Origin of the sequence: Streptococcus mitis (assembly GCF_002860865.1) — a bacterium.
In the GTDB taxonomy this organism is placed as follows: Bacteria; Bacillota; Bacilli; order Lactobacillales; family Streptococcaceae; genus Streptococcus; species Streptococcus mitis_AT.
Map to the genome: position 1 here is coordinate 538,374 of NZ_PKIE01000001.1, position 24,694 is coordinate 563,067.

Consider the following 24,694-nt stretch of genomic DNA (forward strand, 5'->3'; position numbering starts at 1 on the left):
GTAAGATTGGGGGGAATATACCCATTTCATTAAAAATATTTTACCATAAAAAGAAATTAAGAAGAAAACCCTTGCAAATACAAGGGTTCAAAAATTTTAAAATAGATTAGTCGAATTCATAGACTAACAGTAAAATAACTGTTTCTACCTTACCAAAACCAGCCTTCATTATCGTCAATGGCTTGAGCTTCTTTGCGTTTACGTGGGCCTGTTCCATACATTTCTGCTTCGATTTCTTCCTTGGTAGGCATGATAGAAGCTAGGATGATATAGATAATCACGCCAAGTCCAAAGTTTGCAACTGTAAAAATGGCAAACAAGAAACGAACAAGGGTAACATCAAAGTTCCACTTGTCTGACAGACCTGCCAAAACTCCTGAAATCATGCGATTTCGTCTCATTTTATAAAATTTACTGTTCATGATTTTTCCTCTTTCTGCTAGGTTAGACATAGTATATCACGGGTAGGATCGGCTTTCATCAGTCCTCAGGCTGATTTATCAGAAGCAATTTACCTCTACAAACTCCGCAGCGATAGCGTTTGGTATCAATCCTTCGCTTGCGATGATACCTTTGCTGGCAGGATTGACAACGATAGAGCTTGAGTGGTTTGGAGTTGTTATTTGTCAAGGAGGGCACAAAGCGTAATCCATCCACTGCTTTCAAAAGTTCCTTAAAATCCCGATCCTTATGTTGATAGCCCTTCCCTTGAAAATAGAGATGATAATGACAGAGTTCATGTCGGACAATTTTCCTAAAAACATCCAGACCCAGTTCCTGATAAACCTTGGGATTAAAATCCAAATGCCCATCTTTGGGGAAAAATCGCCCACCTGTCGAACGTAGACGCCTATTCCACTGGACATGATGGATAAAAGGTCTCCCGAAGTCTTCTAGCGAAACTTGCTTGACGTAATCAGTTAGATTCATCTGGAGCGAGGAGCGACAGATTGACTTTTTCACGTTCAGTATCAATTTTCTTGACCCAAACGGTCACCAAATCTCCAACTGACACAACTTGACTAGGGTGTTTGATAAACTTGCGACTCATATGCGAAATGTGAATCAAGCCGTCCTCGTGAATCCCGATATCAACGAAGGCACCGAAGTCAACGACGTTACGCACAACACCTTCTAGCTTCTGGCCTACCACTAGGTCTTTGATATCTAGGACATCTTGGCGAAGCACAGGTGCGTCAAAGGAATCACGGAAATCTCGACCTGGTTTGAGAAGATCTGCAATGATATCTTTAAGAGTTTCTGGACCAAGGTCTAGCTCTTTCGCCATATCTTTGACTGAAAGCGACTTGAGTTTGCCTTGGGCCACTTCATTCAAGTCCTTGATATCCAAGCGTTTGAAGAGCTCCTTAACAGCAGCGTAATTTTCTGGGTGAACTCCTGTATTATCAAGGATATTGCTACTTTCAGGGATACGAAGGAAACCAGCTGCCTGTTCAAAAGCCTTAGCACCCAGACGCGGAACTTTCTTGATTTGAGCTCGTGAAGTGATTTTTCCTTCTTCTTCACGGTATTTGACGATATTTTCAGAGATGGTTTTATTGAGTCCAGCTACGTGTGAAAGAAGAGCTGGGCTGGCCGTATTGACATTGACACCGACTTGGTTAACCACTGTATCGACAACAAAGTCCAGACTTTCAGAAAGTTTCTTCTGACTGACATCATGCTGGTACTGGCCGACACCGATTGACTTAGGATCGATTTTGACCAATTCCGCAAGAGGATCTTGCAAACGACGGGCGATAGAAATAGCTGAGCGTTTTTCAACGGTCAAGTCTGGAAACTCCTGACGGGCAAGTTCACTGGCAGAATAGACCGAAGCACCACTTTCATTGACAATGACATAGCTGACTTCAGGAAAATCTTTCAGAACTTCCGCCACAAAGGCTTCACTTTCACGACTGGCCGTTCCATTTCCGATGGCAATAATCTCTACACCGTATTGACCAATCAAATCTGCCAAATCTTTCCTGGCTTCTTCGATTTGACGAGCTGATGCTGGTTTGACAGGATAAACGACCTGAGTTGTCAGCATTTTTCCTGTTGCATCCACGACAGCTAGCTTAGCACCTGTACGAAAGGCAGGGTCAAATCCTAGAACCACGCGCCCTTTCAGTGGAGCAACCAAGAGGAGATTGCGCAGGTTGTCAGAAAAGAGTTGGATAGCTCCTTCTTCTGCCTTTTCAGTTAGTTCTGTCCGAATACGGCGCTCGATAGCAGGCAAGACTTTTTTCTTAACAGATTGCTGAACCACTTCATCAATATAGGTGTTTTTGACCTTGAAACGAGCAGCAAAGAAGGCAAGAATACGGTCCGTCGCATGTTCAAAACCGACCTTCAAGACACCAAGTTTCTCCCCACGATTGAGGGCTAAGGTACGATAACCTTGCATATTTCCAACTGTCTCAGAAAAATCATAATAAATCTGAAAAACCTGTTTTTCATCAAGACTTTCATCTTTGACTTGGGAAGTGAGTTTGGAGTGTCTCAGCACTTCCTGATAAGTCATGGAACGCAAGGTCACATCTTCCGATAAGGCTTCAATCAAAATATCAACTGCACCAGACAATGCTTCCTTACCAGTCGCAAATCCTTCACAGACAAACTTTTCAGCTTCCTTCTCTAAGTCCGCTACATTCTGCAAGATTAAGCGAGCAAGTGGGAAGAGTCCGGCTTCACGGGCAATGGTTGCCTTGGTCCGACGTTTTTCCTTGTATGGAAGATAGAGTTCTTCTACATCTGCTAATTTTTCAGCAGCTAAGATAGCTTCTTCCAATTCCTTGGTCAACTTGCCTTGTTCTTGAATCTTAGCTAAAACAGCTTCCTTACGGTCGTTGAGATTTGTCAGACTTTTATCCAAGTCAATAATGGCCTTAATCGCCACCTCATCCAGACTACCAGTCATGTCCTTACGATAACGCGCGATAAAGGGAATAGTCGCCCCTTCTGCTGTCAAACTTAGAACGGTATCGATTTGCTTTAACGTCACTCCCAAATCCTGGGAGATTTTTTCATATTTTTTATCCATAAATCTATTATACCATAAGCTAAACGTTTCAAATTAGCTCTTACAGTATTTAAAAACAATACTTGGAGAATGAATTTATATTCTATAGCACAATAACTTGTACTTAGAGAGCATTACCGCCTTTTTTGAACCAAGCCATAATATCAAAAGTATTTAATGGATCAGGCATAATAGCTAGTTCTGGGCCGCGTATAGTTGAGAAGGTTGCAATTTAATTCTAATAGTTTACAGAAGGACTAGTGATTAATTTCACTGTTTTTATTTTTTACAAAACGCTTTATAAAGCTATTTGTTGAAGTTAACGAATCAATTTTCAGAGCAAATAAAAAAATCGCAAGCCTGAGCCTGCGGTGGGGATAATCTTTTTTGAAATTTTTAAACCAAAAAGGAGCATTTAAGCTCCATCCTTTGAAATAACGGACACTTGGCTGGTCGGTGTACCCAGCATCTCAGATACCTTTTTCAAGGTGCGGCAGGAACCTTTCTGCCCTCAAATGTCTTTCGTTAATGTTATTCTAGCACTATCTACTTTTTTTGTCAAGTTTTCTCAATCTACCAGACTTAATACGACTTTGTAACTTGTAATCTTGTAAACGATACATGGTCGGAACATAAAAGAAATTACCACTTTTATGTAACTTAATCGCAACAAGAACATTATTATCAAATCTTTTTACATATTCAAAACTGGCGTCTTTCTCTCGTGGATTGATGCCGACGAAATCTGGATTCCTTAGTATGAGTTCCAGGTCTTCAATATGATGAATCACATCATTGTGATGGCGTTTTATCATATGGCTTCTTAAACCGTCTTTGTTAACCTTGATATCACTGGCTTCAAGAACAATATTAAAAATTTCTTTTACTTCGTCGGTCACCTGACCGATTTTTTCGTGTTCCATCATTTCCTCCGTTATTCCACAACTATTATATCACAAACATGATGTATATTAGGATATATCAAGCTCTATTATTCGTTAGATACTCAATTTTAACTTTTCACTTTTCCTCAAAATAATAGTATAATAGAGGTAGAATTTAGAATCGAGGTACACCTATGGCTGTAAAATTTACAAAACGAGACGACTTGGACAAAATGTTTGAAGAGTTTGCTAAACTCCCAGATTTGAAACAGGTCACTTTCCCTGATGACAAAGAGAAAAAAGCCAAAGCAGAAAAGAAAAACTAGATGACTGCTTTCCAACAACTCCCATCTAGCGTGCTTCAGACTGGGGCTATTTTTCTCTCTATAATCATTGAAGCCCTACCCTTCGTTCTGATAGGAAGTATTGTTTCAGGACTAATTGAGGTCTATATCACACCTGACAAGGTTTATCATTTTCTCCCTCGAAATCGTTGGGGGAGAATCTTTTTTGGGACCTTTGTCGGTATACTTTTCCCTTCTTGTGAATGTGGGATTGTCCCCATTATCAATCGTTTTCTGGAAAAGAAGGTTCCCAGTTACACGGCTGTTCCCTTTCTTGTAACAGCACCTGTTATCAATCCCATTGTTCTCTTTGCGACCTATTCTGCCTTTGGCAACTCCTTCCATATCGCCCTGTTACGAGCTCTGGGTTCCATCATTGTGGCTGTAATACTAGGAATTTTTCTAGGATTTTTCTGGCAAGAACCCATTCAGAAAGAAAATCGTATGGCCTGTCATGAACATGATTTTTCTCACTTGAGTTCTGCAAAAAAAGTTTTTCAAGTCTTTGTGCAGGCCATTGATGAATTTTTTGACACGGGACGTTATTTAGTATTTGGCTGTCTCTTTGCCTCTGTTATACAGGTTTATGTTCCGACACGGATTCTGACCTCTATCAGTGCGACTCCTCTTTTTGCCATCCTGCTCCTGATGCTTTTGGCCTTTCTTCTGTCGCTCTGTAGTGAGGCGGATGCCTTTATCGGGGCTTCTCTTCTCTCAAGTTTCGGCTTGGCACCAGTTCTGGCCTTTCTCGTTATTGGTCCAATGCTGGATATCAAAAATATTCTCATGATGAAAAATTACTTGAAAGCACGATTTATCAGTCACTTCATAACGATTGTCACTCTTGTCGTCTTAGTGTATTCTCTCTTGATTGGAGTCATCCTATGATTCGATTTTTAGTTTTAGCTGGCTATTTTGAACTGACTATTTACCTCCATCTGTCGGGCAAATTAAACCAGTACATCAACATGCACTATTCCTATTTGGCCTATATTTCCATGGTGCTTTCCTTTATCTTGGCTATTGTTCAATTGTATATCTGGATGAAGCAAGTCAAAACCCACAGTCATCTGAACAGCCGATTAGCGAAGGTGATGAGTATTGCTCTTCTGGTCATTCCGATTGTCGTTGGCCTAACTTTCCCAACTGTTAGCTTGGATTCTCAGACCGTTTCTGCCAAAGGCTATCATTTCCCCTTATCAGAAGGAACGGATCAAGCCATTCAGACCAGTGAAGGGACGACAAGCCAATACTTGAAACCAGATACCAGTTCTTATTTTTCAAAATCAGCCTATGAAAAGGAAATGCGAACGGCGGCGGATAAATACTTGTCCCAAGATAGTATTCAGATCACCAACGAAAACTATATGGAAGTCATGGAAGCTATCTACGACTATCCAGATGAATTCGAGGGCAAGACAGTCCAGTTCACAGGCTTTGTCTACAATGACCCCAGTCATGCCAATAGCCAATTCCTGTTCCGCTTCGGCATTATTCACTGTATCGCAGATTCCGGTGTGTATGGATTACTGACCGAGGGAAATACCCGGCAGTATGAGAACAACACCTGGATAACAGCCAAAGGAAAACTGGTCAATCACTACCATAAAGAACTCAAACAAAACCTCCCAACCTTGGAAATCGACAGCTTTACCAAAGTCGATAAACCAGAGAATCCCTATGTTTATCGCGTGTTTTAAAAAGCAAACCAAGTTCATAAAAAACTCTAAGCAGGCAGAGCCTGATAACTCATGACAGAAAAAGAAGTTTATCTTATAATGAAGATGAACAATACCAATCCATGGTGCTTAATAGGGCTTTTCCTAGCCTCTACAAAAAAATGGATGAACAAGAGTCATGAGATAACTCGAATATGTCTTGAGCATGAAAATATCTTACTAGTAGCCTCTTGTTCTATTGTTCAAATAGTTAACAGGAGGTTTTTATAATGGAAGTCATGATTGAAACGTGTTTGTATTTTTTTGAATCAGTAACTATTCCAATTTATCTATCTTGAAATAAATAAAATCCCTTTGTAATACTATAAAAAATAACTAACAAAGAAATAACTATAAGACTCGGTTGCCAGAAACCTGATATATCTACTAAACTACGGCCTAAAAATTGGCCAATAACGCTAACTAAAATTAAAATAATTAAATTGAAAATTACTGACACTAATAAAATTAACACCGAATGTATTATTGCTTCGCCTATACGTATTTTAAAAAGTTGTAATCTTGACACTCCCAGTGTCTTTAACTGTTTAATGTCCTCAATATCTTTATTAGAAGATAAAATTGTAAGAGAAATAGAACTAGTAATAATCAGAATAATTGGAGCAGACATATAAGCAATAAAGGAAGCTCTTGCTTCGTTTACTCCGTTTGCTGTATTCATGAATGAATACATATTTTGGGTGTAAAGAATAAACCCAGAAATGAGAGTTGCTCCCATGCTCATTGAAGTTTGTATACTTTTCAAATAGCTAGGATTGGATAGTAGATTCCAAAATCCTGTATTAATTACATAATTTTCAGTTGGAAATATCCTCATTAAAAATTTTATTAGAAACATTTGAATTGATGGAGATAGTGATTGAATAATAAGAATGTGAATAATTAATAAAAATAATATTATGCTTGACTGTTTTTCAATTATTTCTTTGTTTCTGATAAAACCTGCTGAAACAATAGAACCTATACATAGTAACCATAGGAATAAACGAACAGAGATGTTAACAAATCCAGTTACTGTAACTTTTCTTTTTTTCTTTTTTGGTTTTAATATTGATGATATTTTAAGTATTCGACTTGAATAAAAGTAAGCTCCTATCCCGACAATTGTTGGGACTATAAAAACACTCAATAAAATTGATTGAATGTTGGCTGTAATAACTAAATCAGGTAACTCATCTCTTCCTAATAAATTTTGTAAAAATTTGTAGTAACTATCTGCCATGATAAATGAAAGTATTGTACCAATACTACTAACAATCACTGCCATTAAATAAAACTGTCCAGATACTAATAAAGATAGCTGAGTTCTGCTTGCGCCTAAGATAGCCCATAATTGGTAATCCTTTTTAAAGATATCTATTAGTAATCTAATATTATTTGAAATAAGGAAAAATAGAGTAGTCCCGCCAAAAATTATTAGCATTTGAAAAAGTTGTGAAGCGTTAATATTAGCAGTCTTTGTTGAACTAGCAATACCAAATAAAGATGTTCCAACAATCAGGCTAGATACAAATAGTAATGGTATTGTTCCTAACCATTGTCTTTTTGAATACTGAAATTGGTAAATGATTAATTTTAGCATAATAAATCCTCCTCAAATTAATCTTTACTACTTTCAAGTGCTTGGTAGAGCTCATCAGCTGAGGGTTTAATAATTTGTCGAGATATTTTTCCGTCTTTTAAAATGAGTGCTCTGTCAGTTTTTGAAGCCAACTCAATATCATGAGTGACCATAAAAACACATTTTCCTTGACTCGCTAAATTACGAAGTGTTTCAAAAATAAGTTTTCTTGAGACGCTGTCCAGAGCTCCTGTTGGCTCATCAGCAAAAATAATTTTACTATCAGCTATTATTGCACGAGTAATAGCCACTTTTTGCTGTTCTCCACCTGATAAGGTAGCAACTAATGATGATAGTTCTGCTTTAAAATTCAAACTATCCAACATTTTTTTTACTTTATTGCTATCAACACTCTTTCCTGAGAGTCTCAGAGGAAGTGTAACATTTTCTAGTACAGGTAGAGCGGGTACCAGATTATAGTTTTGAAAAATTATTGCAATATCTTGCCTTCTAAATTTAGCAAGCTTCCCTTCTTTTAAGGTATATGGATTTACACCATTGATAACAACTTCGCCACTTGTTGGTTCAGACAAACTTGATAAGCAACTTAGCAAAGTAGACTTTCCAGAACCACTGACACCAAGTATTGATACAAATTCCCCATAATTGACAGATAAAGAAACATCTTTCAAAATAGAGACAGTTTTGTCTTGCCCTAACAAAAATTCTTTTGAAAGGTTTAAGACTTTAACAGCTACATTATTAACCATAATAAATCCTCCTGATTCCAGTGTCATCTTTGATTTAATTATACAATATTGGAATTCTATTAATATCAAGTAAGTAATTTATGAAACGTATTTTTAATGGATAAAATTTCTATTTCCTCTGAATCTCGAATAAAGGTCTTTAGCGAACTAAGAATTTTTTCTATTACCATAATAGTATCATAAACGAGGGTTGATTGAAAGCGTAAACATAGCTTTATTAAGAGGTACAGCTTTTCTATACAAAATTTAAACATAAAACTTAGGTATACTTAATAAATGAGAATTAAAGTTAGCTATAACGAAAATAGGAGCATATGTAAAACTCTAAGCAGGCAGAGCCTGCTTAGAGTTTTACAATCGAATTTCCCAAAGAGGAAGCAAGGTGAAATCTGTCATTTCTTGTGCTCATAAGAGTTTCAGAATCGTTTACAAACTACTCTCCACCAATCATACTTATCAAAAAGAAAAGGCGCTAGGACTGAGGAAACAGTTCTAACGCAAAAACTAAAAAAATTTCAATTACAGTATAGCGCAAGAAGTGATTTTTTGCGCTTTTTTACTGTCTTTTTTCAAATAAAAACACCTCAAAAGTTAGATTTTCTAGCTCTAACTTTTGAGGTGCAGCTCATTTATGTATGATAGTCTTTTGGTATTATTTCACCTTTCTTTGTTAAAAGAAAGAATACTTATTATGAATTTGGATCATCGAGACTACGGCCATGTAAACCTTTTTCACGTTGGACTTGACGTAGTTTCTCTGGTGTAACATCGTTTCCTTCTTCGTCCACAATTTTAATTCCTTCGATGTGGTGACGAACAGTGCGACGATAACCTTCGATGTACTCCTCACGTAGTTTGGCTTGTTCTACTTTTTCTTCTGGGGTCAAGCCTTCTGCTTTTTTCTTTTTGGCAAGCTCGTTAATACGATCAATTTTTTTAGGATCCATGTTTCTCTCCTTTATGATAAGATTTAATCCGTTTAATAGATTTTATTTGGTATTGATTTGGTTAAAACGTGCAAGTTTAGCTGCTTTTTGAGTTAAATGAGACAAGATTGCCAAACGATTTTGACGGACTGCCTCGTCTTCAGCCATAACCATGGTATTCTCAAAGAAGGCATCGATGACTGGGCTAAGCGCAAAGAGCTGTTTCAATTGTTGACTGGCAGTCCCTGACAAAACGAGTGATTCTACTGCTTCTGCCAAGATTTTCTCTTCTTCATTCTCAAAGAGAGCTGAATCAACTGTAGCAACTCCTTCTGCCTTCTCAGCCAAATTAAAGGCACGAGAAAGTGATTCAACAGATGGTTTGAAATCTTCTTCCTTACTTGCTTCTACAAGAGCACTTGCTGCTTCCAACATATCCGCCACAACAAAGTTTGATCCTGCAAGAACTGCTTCCTTGATGTCTTTTGGAGTAGAACCCATCATCTTATCAACACGAGCCTTGATAAAGTTCATAACTTCTGCTTTATTTTCATAAGTCAAGCTGTCAAATTTCAAAGCATAAAGGCTATCAATCAACTCATCCATAGCAATGTGCCAACCAAAGGTATCCAAGATACGAACCACACCTTGAGTCGCGCGACGAAGAGCATACGGGTCATTAGAACCTGATGGAATCAAGCCTACTGAGAAGAAACTCAAAATCGTATCCAATTTGTCTGCAATAGCTAGAATGGCTCCAACCTTGCTCTCTGGAAGTTCTCCTTCAGCTGAAGTAGGCATGTAGTGTTCACGAATAGCAGCTGCCACTGCTGGAGTTTCCCCAGCAAGAAGGGCATATTTCTCCCCCATAATTCCTTGGAGCTCGTCAAATTCACCAACCATCCCAGTCAACAAGTCAAACTTGTAAATGGCTGCTGCACGGGCTAGGTCAATCGTTTCATCCGCTGACAAGCCTGCTTTTTCTGCCAAGAAAATAGCAATCTGACCAGTACGAATCATGTGTTCACGAAGGGAACCAATTTTCTCATGGAAAGTCACATTGTTTAATTTTTCAACAAGATCTGAAATGACCAATTTTTGATCTTCACGCCAGAAGAATTCACCATCTTCCAAACGAGCTACCAAAACTTTTTCATTTCCTTTGATGACATTTTCCAAATGCTCTGCATTTCCGTTACGAACAGAAATGAAGTTTGGCAAGAGCTTGCCATCTTGATCACGAACAACAAAGTAACGTTGGTGTTCCTTCATCGAAGTCACCAAAACTTCTTCTGGAACTTCAAGGTATTTGGCATCAAAACTTCCCATAAAGGCAGTTGGGTATTCAACCAAGTTCAAGACTTCATTCAGCAAGTCAGCATCAATTTCGATACTTACACCATGTTTTGCCTCAATTTCCTTGATTTGGTCAACAATCATTTGCTCACGTTCACGTGGATCTGCGATTACAAACTGCTTACGAAGGTCTTCTTCGTAGCTCAATGCTGACTGAATTTTGGTTTCTTTCCCCAAGAAACGATGACCACGACTCACACGACCTCCCTTGATATCAAGGAAATCCAAATCAAACTCTTCTTCATCTAAAAGAACAGTTAAAGTGTGAACAGGACGAATGTATTCAAAGCTATTTCCAGCCCAGTGCATGCTGACAGGGAAAGTCAATGACTTCAAGACATCTACAACACCAGGAACAATGGCTTCAACTGCTTGACCAATTTCTTCCTTGGTAACATAGACATATTCTTCACCCTTGATTTCACGGAATTCGATATCTTCAACCGTCAAGCCTTTTCCACGGACAAATCCTTGAGCTGCTTTGGTGAAGTTTCCATCACTATCCAAGGCAATTTTCTTTGCTGGCCCCTTAAAATCTTCTGTCAAATCAGACTGTTTGTCTGCAAGACCAGTTACACGAACAGCCAAACGACGTGGTGTTGAGAAGGTCTGAATAGCTTCAAAAGACAGGCGGTTTTCCTTGAGGAAGGCTGCCATTTTTTCGCCTAGTTGTTTTTCACTTGGTGTGACAACATAGGCTGGTAATTCTTCAAGACCGAGTTCTACTAATAAGTTTTTTGTCATGTTTTTTCCTTTACATTTTCTTCAATCTTTTTTGATATGCACCTTAGGTACTGGGGACGTCGCTAACTAACTTTGTGAGTCTGTATGGAAATCTAATGCTAAATTGATCAAGATTTCCAACAGTCTCATCAAAGTGGATTTAGCTGACTGATTTTTGAACCTAATACTCAATGAAAATCAAAGAGCAAACTAGGAAGCTAGCCGTAGGCTGTACTTGAGTACGGCAAGGTTAAGCTGACGTGGTTTGAATTTGATTTTCGAAGAGTATAAGGTTTCAAAAATTCCCACATAAAAGTACGGCGGTGCATATCCCTCTAGCAAGTCTTCGACTTGCCACTAACGATTTTAGAGCACAGTATTACTCACTATTCTGCGTCTTCTGCTAAGAGTTTAGCTCGTGTTTCTTCATCCAAAAGTGGGTAGCCTAGTCGTTTGCGTTCTGCGACAAAGGTTTTGGCTACGACACGGGCCAAGTTACGGATACGAGCGATATAGCCTGCACGCTCTGTTACAGATACCGCACCACGCGCATCAAGCAGGTTAAAGGTGTGTGAACATTTTAGAACATAGTCATAGGCAGGGTGAACCAAACCTTCTTCCAAGGCACGACCAGCTTCTTTTTCAAACTTATCAAAGTTTTCCAACAACATTTCTTGGTCCGAAATTTCAAACGAATATTTTGAGTGCTCATACTCAGGCTGGATAAAGATTTCTCCGTATTTTACACCATCAGCCCACTCGATATCATAGACAGAGTCTACTTCTTGAATGTAAGAAGCCAAACGCTCCAAACCATAGGTAACTTCCGCAGTCACAGGGCCAGTTGCCAATCCACCAACTTGTTGGAAATAAGTGAACTGAGTGATTTCCATACCGTCAAGCCAAACTTCCCAACCAAGACCAGCTGAACCAGTTGATGGGTTTTCCCAGTTGTCCTCAACAAAACGAATATCGTGTTCCAAAGGATTGATTCCCAATTTTTCTAAAGACTCAAGATAAAGTTCTTGGATATTTGATGGAGAAGGCTTCATAACCACTTGGAATTGGTGGTGTTGGTATAGACGGTTAGGGTTTTCCCCGTAACGACCGTCAGCAGGACGACGTGATGGCTCTACATACGCTGCATTCCACGGCTCAGGTCCGATAGCACGAAGAAAAGTGTATGGACTCATGGTTCCCGCACCTTTTTCATTGTCATAAGCCTGCATAAGCATACAACCTTGATCATTCCAAAATTGTTGCAAAGTCAAAATAATTTCTTGAAATGTTAATTTATTAGACATTGTTTACTCCTTTAGTTTTTATATTTCTTTTTCAATTAATTTCTGCTGAACAAACCAATTTAACAAGGGTAGAGTTTTATCTGTATTTGCCCATAAATGATAAGAATCGAAGACCGCTTGTACACTACCTAGATTTTCTACCAACTTATCTATTGTCAAAAAACTACGCCAGTATTCGTAAAAAATACTTGCATAGTTCTTATCATAAGTCGAAGAACCAAAATCATTCAATGAATGCCAACCATACTTCTTCTGAAAAAGTTCTACAAGAGATTGATTACAAATTTTTTCCGCTTGAAATTCCTCTTCTGTCAAGAAATACTTGCGACTAATATATTCAACCATCCCCTCTTCGAACCAGATATAAGAGTCATAACCATCAAAATCATCTAAAAAATGTTCCGACCAATGAGCTAACTCATGTCCTACAATCTGTAAGAGGAAATTTTCAGATAAAGAATGATAGTGACTTTCTATTGCTTGAGTTTGCTGAGAACACTCGTAGTCCATCAACTGATACAAATACAACTCTTTCCAAACAGCTAAATCAGGCGTCATAACCATTCGTCTATTATTTGTATAGGCTGGAACAGCGCTTTCCCTAATAATCTGTGTAGCAGCATTAAAACTTGACCAAATAACGGCTTGAGGTAAATCACAGACTGCAAGTTCATTCTTTAAAAAAGATTGATAATCTTTCAACTTTTCAGTATTTCTTACTACAAAATCACGAAATGCAACTAGTTGACTATCGTCTTTTACAAGATAAAGGTTTTCCACGTCTCTCCTTTCTTTCACACAATAGACTGAATAAGAAAAAGAACCACATCTGACAATCCTAGGTTGATTTAACCTAGGGGCGTCAGAAACGCGGTTCCACCCTAATTTATTACTTTATTGTTTTTGAAAATACTACAGAAAGCGCCAGTTCTTTATTTTGCCCTACTTGGCTCCCACTATCCCAAGCTCGCTTGAAGAACGCCATAAGACTTTCTTTCCTGTTGACTATTATATCAAAAATTAGAGCAATGTACAATTCTTTTTATGATTTTCTAGAAATCCATATCATCAACTCGTGGAGCACCAGAATGAACAGCAATCGTTTTTAAGGTTTCACGCTCCTCATGACTCAGTTCAATTCCGAAACAATCAAGATTAGCCTGAATACGAGACGCTGTAACAGATTTCGGAAGTGGTAAAAATCCTTCTGCCAAGCTCCAGGCCAAGGCTATCTGAGCAACAGACTTTCCATGATTTGCTGCGATTTCTTGGACTTCCTTACTATCAAATAGTTCTCCCTGACCAAAAGGTCCCCAAGCTTCCAATAAAATTCCTTTTTCTCGACAATAATCTACGACTTCCTCTTGATACACACCTGGAGCCAAGCGAACTTGATTGACCGCTGGAAGAATTTTTGCTGTTTCAAGCAAGGCATCCAAATGATGGGGAAGAAAATTACTAACACCGATAGCACGGATTTTGCCTTCTAGGTAAAGATCCTCCATCGCTCTCCAAACTTCTGAATTTCGGATTTTCCAGTGGTTATTTTCTCTGAGTGGTTTTGGATTTGGCCAATGAATCAAATACAAATCCAAATATTCCAAGCCCAGTTTCTCTAAAGACTCTTCAAAAGCCTGACGAGTTTGCTTATAGTTGTGATTTGTATTCCAGAGTTTACTGGTTACAAAAATCTCCTCTCTCGGAATGCCACTATCTTGAATAGCGCTACCTACGCTTTCTTCGTTTTTATAGATAGCTGCCGTATCAATATGGCGATAGCCTGCCTTTAAAGCCTCTAGGACAGCTTGATAGGCAATCTCTCCATTTTCAGCTTTCCAGGTTCCAAATCCTAGAACTGGAATTGTAACGTCATTATTTAAAATATAAGATTTCATTATTTTTCCTTTCTATGAGAAGAAAATCCAAAGAAACAAATTCTCAAAGAAAACTTATCTCTTTAGATTTTGTGTATTATTGGTCACGGTCGTAATAGAGCTGGTGAGGTTTAAGACGAGTATCTAACAAATCTGGAATTGTTACAAAGTCATAACCTTGCCCTTTCAAATAGTCAATAACCTTCGGCAGAGCATTTACTGTCTCAGCATGGATATCATGCATAAGAATAATAGAACCATTCTTGACTTCACGCTGAATTTCTGTCAAAATAGCTGCTTCATTTTTACTCTTCCAGTCCAGACTATCCACATCCCACATAATAAAACTCAAATCGAGACTATTGCGAATGTCGTCTGTAATGGCTCCATAAGGGGGACGCATAAGTTTAGAGCTAGAACCCAGCACTTTAGTTAGCGCATCCTCCGTATCAGTAATTTGTTTTTTAGCTTCATCAAGGGAAAGTTTTGAAAGCACTGGATGGCTCCAACTATGGTTTCCAATAACATGACCATCTGCTTTCATTCGTTTCAAAATCTCTTCATTGCCAGAAACATTCTTACCTAAAACAAAGAAAGTTGCCTTGATACCATACTTAGAAAGTATATCTAATGCTTGATTTGTCGTCGTAGGATTTGGTCCATCATCAAAAGTCAAGGCTACTACTTTACGATTTTTCTTTTCATAATAAGCCTTATATAGTTCTGCGTCCTTATCTAATAGATAAGAGGACTGAATGACCTCAAAGAAACTAGAGACTGGCAAGGCAATCTCATCCAGATTTTCAACAGGCTGACTCGGATAAATAAGAATTTGGCTATCCTTATAATCAAAATTCCATGCAGACAAGTCTTGGTCAGAAAAAACTTTAACAAGTTGATCGACCTTTTCTTGCTCCAATTTCTTATCCTGTAAGAAAGAAGTCAGTTCTTTTATCAGTTGCTCTTTAGCCTTACTAGCATCTGAAAATAGTTGATCAAGGGTAAAAGGTTTACCATCTTCTGTCAAATGTACTTTTGCTAGACTAGTTTTTTCAGTCTCTTCAACTTTTGACGAAGTTAAATCATAGACTTGTTTCATCACACTTCGGTTGACAATCCCTTTTAAAGTCGAATCCTGTTTCTCCGTATAATAAAAAACCAGGTTTTCTTTGTCTTCCAGATTTTCCTTAATATCCTGTGTCATGATTTCTTTTACAGATGAAATCACTTGCTCCCCTTGGAGAGGATAATAGGCAATTACTTCTGCTTGTCCCTTACGAAAATGATCCTTCTGATTTCCCTCACTCAATTGATCATCTTTCTCTTTTTTGAGCGATTCAATCTTTTGTTCAAAACTTTGCTTTGTATATATTTTGTATCCAATCATTGAACCAAGGACACAAATACTTACTGAGAAGATAGCTACTAGGGCTATTAGACTCATTCTTATCTTATCGTGATTCTCACGCTTTGCTCTACTTTTATCCATAAAACTATCATATCAAATTCAAGCTATAATTTCAATGATTTTGGAGGAAATAGTATATTAAAAAAGAGGGTTATTTAAATAAATCAATTCAACTTTTTACGTAATATAAATTATGTAAAAAAATCCTACAACAATAAATCTTTTACTTTCCCAATTTCACTTTTTGGAATCACTAGATGAATCATATCTCCGAGATACATTCTGGTTGAACCGTTAACAGTTTGGCTCTTGCCATTATGGACTTGAGTTGTGATGAGGATATTATGTGGTAGGTTGAGTTCATGTACTTGTTTTCCTGCTATTTTATCCGAAACAGGGATTTCAATGAGAGTGACTTCTCCTTCATCTGACGCTTCTTCAGGCAGCATTTTTTCCAACATAGCTTCATAGACTGGCGCACCCTTGAGTAGATCCATGATGATGTAGGCAACCAAGGTCACTAATCCAAGTGGCATGAGGTTGCGAATATCTCCTACCATCTCAGTTACGAGTATCATAGCGGTTAAGGGAGCCTTAGATATTGCTCCAAAATAGCCACTCATTCCTAGAATGACAAATATAGGAAACTGCTCTTGACTGACAAGTCCAAGATTGACACAAATAAGACCAACTAGGGCACCGAGTAAGGAACCAAGCGCTAAAATTGGTAGGAAAATTCCTCCTGGAAGGCCACTTCCATAACTAATCATGCTCCAAATAAAGCGAATCAAAAAGTAAGCTAACAGAACTTGGAAACTAAAATTTTGCTCAGTTAGGGAAAGGACAACCTGATTTCCACCACCAAGGATTTGTGGTAAGAAAATTCCGACTGGTATGATGAGAATGAAGGCTAGAATTGGATAATAAGCTCTATCCAAACGAATTTTTTGACCAAGCCAATCATAAACTCTGCCAACATTAAGTACAGCTTTCTCATAGACAAAACCGGAAAGTCCTAGAAAAATCCCCATAAGGAGGTAAATCCAATACTGATCTAGGGTCATAAGAGGGATATTATCAGGCATGTCTAGCACTGGCGTTAGACCAAATATGAGTAGTGAGACAAAGTTTGCTACGAGACTAGCTGCTAGAGTGGAAACCCAGAAAAAGCGCGAAAAATGATGGTAGACTTCTTCTACAACAAAGAGAAGTCCTGCAATCGGAGCATTAAAGGCTGCAGCTAGACCAGCGGCGGCTCCACTAGCAATTAAGGAACGCTCCTCTACTGGACTAGATTTGAGCCACTTGGCAATACCTTTTCCACCAACCGCTCCAAGTTGAATACTTGGCCCTTCACGCCCCAGCATAAGTCCACTGGCAATAGCAAGAATACCTAGCACATATTTTTTCCAGAGAACACTCCACCAGTTGAGACTCATCAATCCCTTTAATTCGGCTTCGACTTGAGGAATTCCTGAGCCTTTGATATCTTTTTCTGACCGTGTTAGTTTAGCACTGAGCCAACAGATGAGTACATAAAACAAAACTAGTAGAAAAAGATTGCGAACTAGGTGCGCTTGATCTTGATAAAGTCCTTGTATCAGGTGGAAACCTTTTTCAATTAAGAAACGAAAGGATCCAACGATAATTCCAACGACAAGACCGACAATGATGCCTCGTCCAACTTGGGATAATATGGTGCTTGATGCAAAGGTAAATTCTTTCTTGGAATTGAGTGTTTCTGACTGTTCCTCCATAATCATTCCTTCTAACTTAACTTTCTTTTTTACCTGAAACCAGTGATTTAACGGGTTCAAAGCTGGTTCGGTGAATTGGGGTAACTCCTAGTTTTTTCAGTCCTTCTAGGTGTTTAGCTGTTCCATATCCTGCATTAGAAGCAAAATCATAGCCAGGGAACTGCTGATCGTAGTCATTCATCAATTCATCACGTGTCACTTTGGCTACTATAGAAGCTGCTGCAATTGAAAGGGAATTGGCATCTCCTTTGATGATAGATGTTTGTGAAATTGGCAAATCCAATTTCATGGCATCTATCAAAAGGTGCTCTGGTTGAGGACTGAGCTGAGAGATTGCTTCTTGCATAGCTAGTTTGGTTGCTTCATAGATATTGACTTGGTCGATAACTTGATTATCCATAATACCAATGCCAATTGATAAGGCTTGGTCTTGAACGGCTTGGAAAATCTCTAGATGTTTCTTTTTAGGAATTTTCTTGCTGTCATTGAGGCCTCTAATCTTACAATTTTTAGGCAAAATAACGGCTGCAGCGACTACAGGTCCAGCCAGAGGACCACGACCAACCTCGTCAACACCTGCAATCAAAGTCAATCCTTGCTTGTAAAGTTCTTTTTCGTAGGAAAGCATGGCTTCCAAACGAAGATCCTCATCCAATTCTGCCTGAATGGCTTTTTTACGCTTGCTGATTTCCTTTTGAACTCCAGAGCGATTATCCTTTTCAAGCTCTAAAAAAACAGGGCTTTTTAACTCCTTGACTGTGGCAAGGAGTTCTTTGATTTCTTTAATTGTCGCCATCGAGGTCTTCCAATGTATCTAAGGTATAGTTACCGAGTTTGCCATCGCGGACTTCCTTCACGAAGAGACTGTAAAAGCGGTCATAGTCATCTCGGAAACCGAGGGCGCGGGTCATATCCATAATAATAACAGGCGCTTCTTCTTCAATTTTCATTTGTTTGAAGCGTTCAGCCAGCTTTTCTGGATAATGTTCTTTGAAATAATTGAGGCCAAAAATAGTTACCTCATCCATAGGGAGCAACTGGTCTTTAATAGCTCCAGTCAAGGCTAGTTTAAGAGCAACAGTTTCGTCTTCGAATTTAGGCCAGAGAATCCCCGGTGTATCCAAGATTTCCAGGTCTTTATTGGTTTTAAGCCATTGTTGTCCCTTGGTCACACCTGGTTTGTTACCGACAACGGCAATTTTCTTACCAGCTAAACGGTTCATCAGAGTGGATTTACCAGCATTTGGAATCCCGATAATCATGGTACGCAAGGTTTCAATCTGGATACCACGTTCTTTCTGACGAGTAATCTTATCAGCCATGAGCTTCTTGGCCGCATCTGTTACAACTTTTACAGTCACTTGCTCTTTAGAGTTGATAGCTAGAGTCTGGATTCCCTTTGATTCAAAATACTGACGCCATTCCTTGGTCATTGCTGGGTCAGCCAAGTCTGCCTTGTTTAAAATCAAGAGTTTTGGTTTGTCACCAACAATTTTGGTCAACATAGGATTTTGACTGGATAGAGGTAAGCGTGCATCCACCAAAATCGTTACAAAATCAACAAATTTTAAATTTTCCTGCACCTGTCGACGTGCTTTAGACATGTGACCAGGAAACCATTGAATAGTAGCCATTGAGTTTTTTTCCTTTCGTAGCAAGGGTTTAAAGACCCTATTTTATTTTACTATCGCTTGAACATAGAGAGTTTTCAAATGAATGGTGTTCAAACAATTCTTATTTAATTACATAGAAATCTACTTTATATTATATCATGCCTTCTCTATTTTGTCCGATGATAGCCCTTCAAGCTCCCTGAATAGAAAAAGTGACTCTATAATATTTGTAGTGGGTAAATCCCCTATAGATATTATGGAGCCTATTTTGTTGTAGAAAAAATTCCATAGAAAAAATCATATGGAATCATTACTTCTTATCACAAAACCACTCGATATCAAAGACCCTAATATCCAGATTCTAGACATCATCAATAAGGATACCCACAAGGAAATCATCGCTAAACTGGACTACGATGCTCCATCTTGCCCTGAGTGCGGAAGTCAAATGAAGAAATATGATTTTCAAAAAACCTTTCTCAAGGATAAAGAAAAGATTGTCAACGCCCTTCAACTACACTATTCTAACGCCAAATTAGAAGCAACCAATAATCTCATTAAACTCATCAAACGCAATGCCTTTGGATTTCGGAACTTTGAAAACTTCAAAAAACGGATTTTTATCGCTCTCAATATCAAAAAAGAAAGGACAAATTTTGTCCTTTCTCGATCTTAGCTGACTTCAACCCACTACAGTTGACAAAGAACCGAATTAATTTGATATTCCTAATCAATTTGTTCATATCTTATTCTAATCAACTATATATTAATTATGATAATTCATTCAATAGCCCAGTAAGAATAAGAGAACCACTCATTAATTAGACTAGCGATTTCTTTAGGTGCTTCAGTATAAAGCTCATGGCCAAAGTTTTCTAGAAGAATAGTATCAAAATAGTCTGGCAATTCTTTTAGGGCTTCCTCTCTCCATGTAGCTTCATTAGGATAGCGAGGACTAATAAACAAGGTAGCTCCCACTTCTCTCTTAAAAGCTTGTATTTTCCTCCGTAGGCGGAGGATCGCTTCTATATTTTCATAATTTATAGCCAACTCATATCTATTATACTCCGCATTCCAGTGATAGGACTGTCTTACAGCTTCCTCCATATTTTCTGACCAATACTTTGCTTCAGATTTCTCTTTAGAAATAAGAAGAGCTAAGTCTGAAACGACTTGAGATTCGATATAGTTTTTAACTTCCTCTAACTCTGTATCTAAAGGTAAAATCTTATCTAAATCTAGATAGCCTCCATCCAAAAGAATCAGTTTTTTCACTTCATGAAATTCTGATGCGAGATAACGAGCCAAATCCCCTCCAAGAGAATGGCCTATCAGACAGATAGATTCTCCCTCTACTATTTCCTTTTTAAACCATGCTTTCAATTCTGTTTCATCTCGAAGATGCTTTTCATACGGATTTAGAAAACAGACCTGCGAATCTAGTTCTTGAAGAAAATCCTTACTATGATAGACATTGCTTCCTAGACCGCCTATAAAATATTTTTTCATTCTCTACTTAATACTATGCTTATTCATCTTTTGTTCAAAGATAGTTGTGATAATCTGACGCAATTCTTCTCTTTCTTTTTCTGGAATTTCACCACTTGTTTGAGCTGCAGCGTAGAGTTCAGGGTATTCAATTGAAATGCGTTTAATCGTACGTGTCGTAGCATGTTTTCTGACAAAAAACGGAATTCGCTTAATCAAGTCTTGTGGTACGAGTGCAAGAATCTTTTCAGCAGTTTCCTTGTCACTAATCTTAGACGTCGTAAGTCCCTTCTTAATCATTTCCTGTTCTTTTTCTGTAAAATCTTTTAATTCCATTCGATTGGTCCTCCTATGTTCACTAAGTTAAATTATATACCAATTGTAGCAAGACGACAAATAGTCTGTTTGTAAAATGCTCTCTATACTACAATTTTCCTGTCACTCTTAATTGCTCTTTAATGAAAAATCACAAAACCTTTTGGAGAGATCACAAGCTGATTTTCCAATTCTAGGCAATTGCTTGCTAGTGCTACTGCTTCTTTTTCGACAATATAATCTTCTGTTGATTGGTTGAAGATCGCTTTGAGGACCTGTCCTTCGTATTTCCATTCCAAGGCTACTAGATCTGGTTTGATTTCTTGAAGATCATACTTACCATGCTGAATGGTTGCTGACGCTTGTTTTCTAATATTAATCAGCTTCTTCATGAAGTTAAGCATATCATTGTCACTTGATACGCGTTCCCAAGGCATACAACGACGACAATCTGGGTCTGGACCGCCAGTTAAGGCTAACTCTGTTCCGTAATAGATACAGGGTGTTCCTTTTTGTAAAAAGAGAAAGGCTAGGGCTGATTTGACAAGTTGAACGTCTTCATTTGCCGTCCATAAAATACGTTCTGTATCATGCGAATCTAGAAGATTAAACATAACCTCTGAAATCTGTTGCTTGTAATACATAGATTGGCCATTGATTTCATCGATGAACTGGTCTGTCTTCTTAATACCTCGTAAGAAATACTCTTTGATGCTATCAGATAACGGATAATTCATGACAGCATGGAACTCATCTCCATTTAGCCAAGGCTGAGACGTATGCCAGACTTCTCCAAGGATATAAAGATCAGACTTTTTAGCTAAAACTGCCTTTCGGAAATCCTTCCAAAATTGATGGTCAATCTCATTAGCCACATCCAAACGCCAAGCATCGATATCAAACTCTTCAATCCAATAAGTCGCAACCTTTAAAAGATAATCCTTAACCTCTGGATTGGCTGTATTTAGCTTAGGCATATAGTCCTCAAAACCAAAAGCATGATAGGGTAACTCTCTCTTATTGGCTAGCTTTTCAGTTGTCACTGGGAATTGTTGAATATGGAACCAATCCCTATAAGCAGATTGCTCACCATTTTTGACAACATCTTGCCATTGAGGAGATTGCGAACCAATATGATTAAATACAGCATCCAGCATGATTTTCATACCTCGCTGATGCGCTTGCTCGACCAGTTCCCGAAAAGTCTCCTTGTCTCCAAAATGACGGTCAATTTCAAAGTAATCTGTCGTATTGTACTTATGATTGCTCGTAGATTCAAAGATCGGACAAAGATAAAGTCCAGTAATGCCCAAGTCTTGCAAGTAATCCAGATGGTCAATCATCCCCTGTAAATCACCACCAAAGAAATCATCACTCTTAGGTGTGATAGATGATTCCCAGTCTAAAGTCCCTTCTGGGTTTAATTGAGCATTTCCATTGGCAAACCGCTCAGGAAATATCTGATACCATACCGTATTTGAAACCCAGTCAGGAATCTGGCATGCATCAATCTCATGAAGATAAGGCAACTTAAATCCATTTCCAATAGCATGAAGATTTTCTAGAGAATTTTCCACACACCCTTTATCGCCATACAAAATACTTTGACCTTCTGTATCCTTGAGTTCAAAGAGATACTGGATACGTGCAAAGTCAACTGACACTTCAACCTGCCAATAATCAAAGATGGCATCAGAAGTTATCTTTGCCATTTCCTTCGTATCCTGATAAAATTCTTCCATAAAAATAAAAGGATCACCATAATGCAAGTTGATGCTTTCAATGTCCCCTTTCTTAGTACGAATCCGAATATGGAGTTTCTTATCCTTATAAAGATAGGCATACTCCGACTCTGGCCTATGGTAAATAGCACTTAATTCCATTGTTCTGTCTCCTAATTCACTTTTATTTATCTTGTTGCGCAAACGTTTTCATAATCGTAATCCCAGTATACTACTTTCGTATTTTATTTGCAAGGTTTGCCCGTAGTTTCGAGTGGATTGTTTCTATAAATAAAAAAGCAGTCAGCCTTACAACCAACTACTTTTCAAATGATGATTCACAAATGTCTTTCCAGCCACTCTATCTTTTTAAAATCCTTATTGTTATTGTGCTCATTTCGATAAGAATCTTGGGAAGAAGCCTTGTAAATACTTAAAAACTGTTCCAAACTTGGAACGCGAAAAGTGATGTTTTCGAGATGAATCAACTCTATATCCGATTCCGAAACTCCAGCAAAATCAGGTAAAGAATCGATACTTCCGAATTCAACACTCAGACCATCTTTTTGGAATTCATGCTCATGAATATCTATTAAGTCATAGCCTAAGTGTTTCATCACTTTCATTATCTTATCCCACTCATAAATTCTGAGATGATCGGGTGCTTCCCAACCTCTAGGGTCACCAGGCACATGAATGTCAATGTCAGACGGCCCCCATTCTTCATTTGATCGGTATTCAAACCCCAAAGACCCCATGAGCGTCGGAGTGATTCCAACTTGGTTTAAATGAGAACAAATTGTTCGAAATTCATCAAATAGAGAATTCATTCCTCCTCCAATCGTTGATATAGAACTTAATTTCGTTGTGAATAATAAACTAATTTTTACCTTCTACTCTTTCGGTTTTGAAAATACTTCTACTCGCTGAGATAGGACTTTGATTTCTACAGGTAGGTTATCTGACTTATCCCCGTCAACATCTGACTCCAATTCACTATCTGAAGAAATTTTAATATTTCGCGCTTTTATATATTCGATATTATCATTTGCGACAACATCGCCTTTCAATAAATCTGGAATGACGGATAATTTGGAGAATAGAGATGCATCTTTTAAGATCAAAATATTAGCATATCCATCTTTGTTTTCTTCAAAGATTTTTTTGTCAGCGAAGTAATTTGTCAAGAGAACCAAAACATGGCTCGCTTCACCAACATAATTTCCATTTTCTGTCTCAACCTTAATGTTAAAGACCTGATCCGTCATGACGGACTTCATGGTATTAACAGCATAGGCTAAAATACCGAATTTTGTCTTGTCCTCGATTTCAACATTGTGAATCGCTTCTGGAACAGAACCGATACTAAAGATATAACCAAAATAATTGTCATTTGCTTTACCAATATCAATCTTATTGGTTAAATCAAAATCGAGTTCATCAATAGCGCCATCGATATCTTGGTTGATTTCCAAAAGTTTTGTAATGAGGTTACCCGTCCCACCAGGGATAATACCTAACTTAGGAATGTAGTCTCTCTCAGCGATTCCCGAAATAACTTCATTGACAGTACCGTCTCCACCAAAAACAACTACTGCATCGTACTGTTCACGAGAAGCTTCTTCAGCAAAATGTGTTGCATCCAACGCTTTTTCTGTAATTTTGGTTTCCACGAGTTCAAAATAATCTTTTACCTTATTCTCCAGCTTGACCTTATAATCCAAAGCCTTCTCCCCACCAGAGGTAGGGTTGATAATTAACATTGCTTTTTTCATTGATTTTCTCCTTAATATTCATAAGAAATGTTTATATTACATCGTATGCAGGTAAATGTACTACCATTATACAATGAAAATACGGAAAAGAGAAATATGAAGTACTAGAGA

At 38.1% G+C, this 24,694-nt stretch carries 24 protein-coding genes and 1 pseudogene; 4 read left to right on the forward strand and 21 right to left on the reverse strand.

The features are described from left to right. Nucleotides 1–149 precede the first annotated feature (149 nt). From CYK18_RS02640 to CYK18_RS02660, 5 genes and pseudogenes are all read right to left on the reverse strand, one after another. Nucleotides 150–422, reverse strand: coding sequence for a PspC domain-containing protein (locus CYK18_RS02640; RefSeq protein WP_001085044.1), 273 nt, complete (start codon nt 420–422; stop codon nt 150–152). 58 nt (nt 423–480) lie between these two features. Beyond that, entirely contained in the window at nt 481–930 is a 450-nt protein-coding gene (locus tag CYK18_RS02645) for a SprT family protein (RefSeq protein ID WP_101784892.1), read from the reverse strand. Further along, entirely contained in the window at nt 917–3,046 is a 2,130-nt protein-coding gene (locus CYK18_RS02650; protein WP_101784894.1) for a Tex family protein, read from the reverse strand. Before CYK18_RS02650 ends, CYK18_RS02645 begins: the two co-directional genes overlap by 14 nt. Before the next feature lie 103 nt (nt 3,047–3,149). Next, nucleotides 3,150–3,230 (reverse strand): annotated as a pseudogene (locus tag CYK18_RS11015) (DUF1919 domain-containing protein); the annotation flags it as partial. Nucleotides 3,231–3,567: 337 nt separating this feature from the next. Beyond that, a complete protein-coding gene (locus tag CYK18_RS02660) occupies nt 3,568–3,948 on the reverse strand; it encodes a PBECR3 domain-containing polyvalent protein (RefSeq protein ID WP_050390234.1) in 381 nt (126 codons plus the stop codon). 155 nt (nt 3,949–4,103) lie between these two features. On the opposite strand from CYK18_RS02660, the gene CYK18_RS11020 reads away from it, so the two are divergent. The 3 genes from CYK18_RS11020 to CYK18_RS02675 are packed head-to-tail and all read left to right on the forward strand — an operon-like array spanning nt 4,104 to nt 5,953. Beyond that, nucleotides 4,104–4,235: an SPJ_0845 family protein gene (locus CYK18_RS11020; RefSeq protein ID WP_000268685.1), complete on the forward strand. Its 132-nt coding sequence runs from the start codon at nt 4,104–4,106 to the stop codon at nt 4,233–4,235. Next, the gene (locus tag CYK18_RS02670; protein WP_101781937.1) at nt 4,236–5,141 is read left to right on the forward strand and encodes a permease; all 906 of its coding nucleotides are present in this window, start codon (nt 4,236–4,238) and stop codon (nt 5,139–5,141) included. Further along, on the forward strand, nt 5,138–5,953 hold the full coding sequence (locus CYK18_RS02675; protein ID WP_101781938.1) for a TIGR03943 family putative permease subunit: 816 nt from the start codon (nt 5,138–5,140) through the stop codon (nt 5,951–5,953). The genes CYK18_RS02670 and CYK18_RS02675 overlap by 4 nt, the downstream gene beginning before the upstream one ends. A gap of 304 nt (nt 5,954–6,257) precedes the next feature. Here the strand turns inward: CYK18_RS02675 and CYK18_RS02680 are convergent, their stop codons facing one another. From CYK18_RS02680 to ylqF, 11 genes are all read right to left on the reverse strand, one after another. Continuing rightward, the gene (locus tag CYK18_RS02680) at nt 6,258–7,574 is read right to left on the reverse strand and encodes a beta-carotene 15,15'-monooxygenase (RefSeq protein ID WP_101781939.1); all 1,317 of its coding nucleotides are present in this window, start codon (nt 7,572–7,574) and stop codon (nt 6,258–6,260) included. Between the two features lie 17 nt (nt 7,575–7,591). Beyond that, nucleotides 7,592–8,323, reverse strand: a complete 732-nt coding sequence (locus CYK18_RS02685; protein WP_101781940.1) for an ABC transporter ATP-binding protein — start codon at nt 8,321–8,323, stop codon at nt 7,592–7,594. A gap of 689 nt (nt 8,324–9,012) precedes the next feature. Beyond that, a complete protein-coding gene (locus CYK18_RS02690) occupies nt 9,013–9,270 on the reverse strand; it encodes a DUF896 family protein (protein WP_049522002.1) in 258 nt (85 codons plus the stop codon). A gap of 42 nt (nt 9,271–9,312) precedes the next feature. Then, nucleotides 9,313–11,349, reverse strand: a complete 2,037-nt coding sequence (gene glyS / locus CYK18_RS02695; protein ID WP_101781941.1) for a glycine--tRNA ligase subunit beta — start codon at nt 11,347–11,349, stop codon at nt 9,313–9,315. Between the two features lie 365 nt (nt 11,350–11,714). Beyond that, nucleotides 11,715–12,632: a glycine--tRNA ligase subunit alpha gene (glyQ, locus tag CYK18_RS02700; protein WP_101784896.1), complete on the reverse strand. Its 918-nt coding sequence runs from the start codon at nt 12,630–12,632 to the stop codon at nt 11,715–11,717. 18 nt (nt 12,633–12,650) lie between these two features. Next, nucleotides 12,651–13,412 carry an elongation factor Tu gene (locus CYK18_RS02705; protein ID WP_101784898.1) on the reverse strand — a complete coding sequence of 254 codons (762 nt, stop codon included), beginning with the start codon at nt 13,410–13,412 and terminating at the stop codon, nt 12,651–12,653. Between the two features lie 272 nt (nt 13,413–13,684). Next, complete coding sequence (locus tag CYK18_RS02710; protein WP_101781943.1) at nt 13,685–14,527, reverse strand: aldo/keto reductase; 843 nt, start codon at nt 14,525–14,527, stop codon at nt 13,685–13,687. 76 nt (nt 14,528–14,603) lie between these two features. Beyond that, the gene (pgdA, locus tag CYK18_RS02715) at nt 14,604–15,995 is read right to left on the reverse strand and encodes a peptidoglycan-N-acetylglucosamine deacetylase PgdA (protein WP_101784901.1); all 1,392 of its coding nucleotides are present in this window, start codon (nt 15,993–15,995) and stop codon (nt 14,604–14,606) included. Between the two features lie 125 nt (nt 15,996–16,120). Next, nucleotides 16,121–17,671, reverse strand: a complete 1,551-nt coding sequence (locus CYK18_RS02720; RefSeq protein ID WP_101784903.1) for a ClC family H(+)/Cl(-) exchange transporter — start codon at nt 17,669–17,671, stop codon at nt 16,121–16,123. Between the two features lie 16 nt (nt 17,672–17,687). Continuing rightward, complete coding sequence (locus CYK18_RS02725; RefSeq protein ID WP_101784905.1) at nt 17,688–18,467, reverse strand: ribonuclease HII; 780 nt, start codon at nt 18,465–18,467, stop codon at nt 17,688–17,690. Next, nucleotides 18,454–19,305 carry a ribosome biogenesis GTPase YlqF gene (gene ylqF / locus CYK18_RS02730; protein WP_101781947.1) on the reverse strand — a complete coding sequence of 284 codons (852 nt, stop codon included), beginning with the start codon at nt 19,303–19,305 and terminating at the stop codon, nt 18,454–18,456. Before ylqF ends, CYK18_RS02725 begins: the two co-directional genes overlap by 14 nt. Nucleotides 19,306–19,585: 280 nt before the next feature. Between ylqF and CYK18_RS11230 the strand changes: the two genes are divergently transcribed. Continuing rightward, nucleotides 19,586–19,960 (forward strand): transposase, encoded by a 375-nt coding sequence (locus CYK18_RS11230; RefSeq protein WP_101784907.1) that lies wholly within the window; start codon nt 19,586–19,588, stop codon nt 19,958–19,960. A 104-nt stretch (nt 19,961–20,064) separates the two neighbouring features. Here CYK18_RS11230 and CYK18_RS02740 read toward each other — a convergent pair whose 3' ends face one another. The 5 genes from CYK18_RS02740 to CYK18_RS02760 form a co-directional block, all read right to left on the reverse strand. Beyond that, nucleotides 20,065–20,793: an alpha/beta fold hydrolase gene (locus tag CYK18_RS02740; RefSeq protein WP_101781949.1), complete on the reverse strand. Its 729-nt coding sequence runs from the start codon at nt 20,791–20,793 to the stop codon at nt 20,065–20,067. Nucleotides 20,794–20,796: 3 nt separating this feature from the next. Further along, entirely contained in the window at nt 20,797–21,108 is a 312-nt protein-coding gene (locus CYK18_RS02745; protein ID WP_061424793.1) for a hypothetical protein, read from the reverse strand. A 119-nt stretch (nt 21,109–21,227) separates the two neighbouring features. Continuing rightward, nucleotides 21,228–22,970, reverse strand: coding sequence for a glycoside hydrolase family 13 protein (locus CYK18_RS02750; RefSeq protein ID WP_101781950.1), 1,743 nt, complete (start codon nt 22,968–22,970; stop codon nt 21,228–21,230). 176 nt (nt 22,971–23,146) lie between these two features. Next, complete coding sequence (locus CYK18_RS02755; protein ID WP_101784909.1) at nt 23,147–23,638, reverse strand: phosphoribosylanthranilate isomerase; 492 nt, start codon at nt 23,636–23,638, stop codon at nt 23,147–23,149. A 63-nt stretch (nt 23,639–23,701) separates the two neighbouring features. Next, on the reverse strand, nt 23,702–24,583 hold the full coding sequence (locus CYK18_RS02760; RefSeq protein ID WP_101784911.1) for a diacylglycerol/lipid kinase family protein: 882 nt from the start codon (nt 24,581–24,583) through the stop codon (nt 23,702–23,704). Nucleotides 24,584–24,694: the final 111 nt, after the last annotated feature.

What these genes read in the sequence shown, in the direction of transcription:
- CYK18_RS02640 (WP_001085044.1), bottom strand. Translation starts at nt 422, where the DNA reads ATGAACAGTAAATTTTATAAAATGAGACGAAATCGCATGATTTCAGGA.
- CYK18_RS02645 (WP_101784892.1), bottom strand. Translation starts at nt 930, where the DNA reads ATGAATCTAACTGATTACGTCAAGCAAGTTTCGCTAGAAGACTTCGGG.
- CYK18_RS02650 (WP_101784894.1), bottom strand. Translation starts at nt 3,046, where the DNA reads ATGGATAAAAAATATGAAAAAATCTCCCAGGATTTGGGAGTGACGTTA.
- CYK18_RS02660 (WP_050390234.1), bottom strand. Translation starts at nt 3,948, where the DNA reads ATGGAACACGAAAAAATCGGTCAGGTGACCGACGAAGTAAAAGAAATT.
- CYK18_RS11020 (WP_000268685.1), top strand. Translation starts at nt 4,104, where the DNA reads ATGGCTGTAAAATTTACAAAACGAGACGACTTGGACAAAATGTTTGAA.
- CYK18_RS02670 (WP_101781937.1), top strand. Translation starts at nt 4,236, where the DNA reads ATGACTGCTTTCCAACAACTCCCATCTAGCGTGCTTCAGACTGGGGCT.
- CYK18_RS02675 (WP_101781938.1), top strand. Translation starts at nt 5,138, where the DNA reads ATGATTCGATTTTTAGTTTTAGCTGGCTATTTTGAACTGACTATTTAC.
- CYK18_RS02680 (WP_101781939.1), bottom strand. Translation starts at nt 7,574, where the DNA reads ATGCTAAAATTAATCATTTACCAATTTCAGTATTCAAAAAGACAATGG.
- CYK18_RS02685 (WP_101781940.1), bottom strand. Translation starts at nt 8,323, where the DNA reads ATGGTTAATAATGTAGCTGTTAAAGTCTTAAACCTTTCAAAAGAATTT.
- CYK18_RS02690 (WP_049522002.1), bottom strand. Translation starts at nt 9,270, where the DNA reads ATGGATCCTAAAAAAATTGATCGTATTAACGAGCTTGCCAAAAAGAAA.
- glyS (WP_101781941.1), bottom strand. Translation starts at nt 11,349, where the DNA reads ATGACAAAAAACTTATTAGTAGAACTCGGTCTTGAAGAATTACCAGCC.
- glyQ (WP_101784896.1), bottom strand. Translation starts at nt 12,632, where the DNA reads ATGTCTAATAAATTAACATTTCAAGAAATTATTTTGACTTTGCAACAA.
- CYK18_RS02710 (WP_101781943.1), bottom strand. Translation starts at nt 14,527, where the DNA reads ATGAAATCTTATATTTTAAATAATGACGTTACAATTCCAGTTCTAGGA.
- pgdA (WP_101784901.1), bottom strand. Translation starts at nt 15,995, where the DNA reads ATGGATAAAAGTAGAGCAAAGCGTGAGAATCACGATAAGATAAGAATG.
- CYK18_RS02720 (WP_101784903.1), bottom strand. Translation starts at nt 17,671, where the DNA reads ATGGAGGAACAGTCAGAAACACTCAATTCCAAGAAAGAATTTACCTTT.
- CYK18_RS02725 (WP_101784905.1), bottom strand. Translation starts at nt 18,467, where the DNA reads ATGGCGACAATTAAAGAAATCAAAGAACTCCTTGCCACAGTCAAGGAG.
- ylqF (WP_101781947.1), bottom strand. Translation starts at nt 19,305, where the DNA reads ATGGCTACTATTCAATGGTTTCCTGGTCACATGTCTAAAGCACGTCGA.
- CYK18_RS11230 (WP_101784907.1), top strand. Translation starts at nt 19,586, where the DNA reads ATGGAATCATTACTTCTTATCACAAAACCACTCGATATCAAAGACCCT.
- CYK18_RS02740 (WP_101781949.1), bottom strand. Translation starts at nt 20,793, where the DNA reads ATGAAAAAATATTTTATAGGCGGTCTAGGAAGCAATGTCTATCATAGT.
- CYK18_RS02745 (WP_061424793.1), bottom strand. Translation starts at nt 21,108, where the DNA reads ATGGAATTAAAAGATTTTACAGAAAAAGAACAGGAAATGATTAAGAAG.
- CYK18_RS02750 (WP_101781950.1), bottom strand. Translation starts at nt 22,970, where the DNA reads ATGGAATTAAGTGCTATTTACCATAGGCCAGAGTCGGAGTATGCCTAT.
- CYK18_RS02755 (WP_101784909.1), bottom strand. Translation starts at nt 23,638, where the DNA reads ATGAATTCTCTATTTGATGAATTTCGAACAATTTGTTCTCATTTAAAC.
- CYK18_RS02760 (WP_101784911.1), bottom strand. Translation starts at nt 24,583, where the DNA reads ATGAAAAAAGCAATGTTAATTATCAACCCTACCTCTGGTGGGGAGAAG.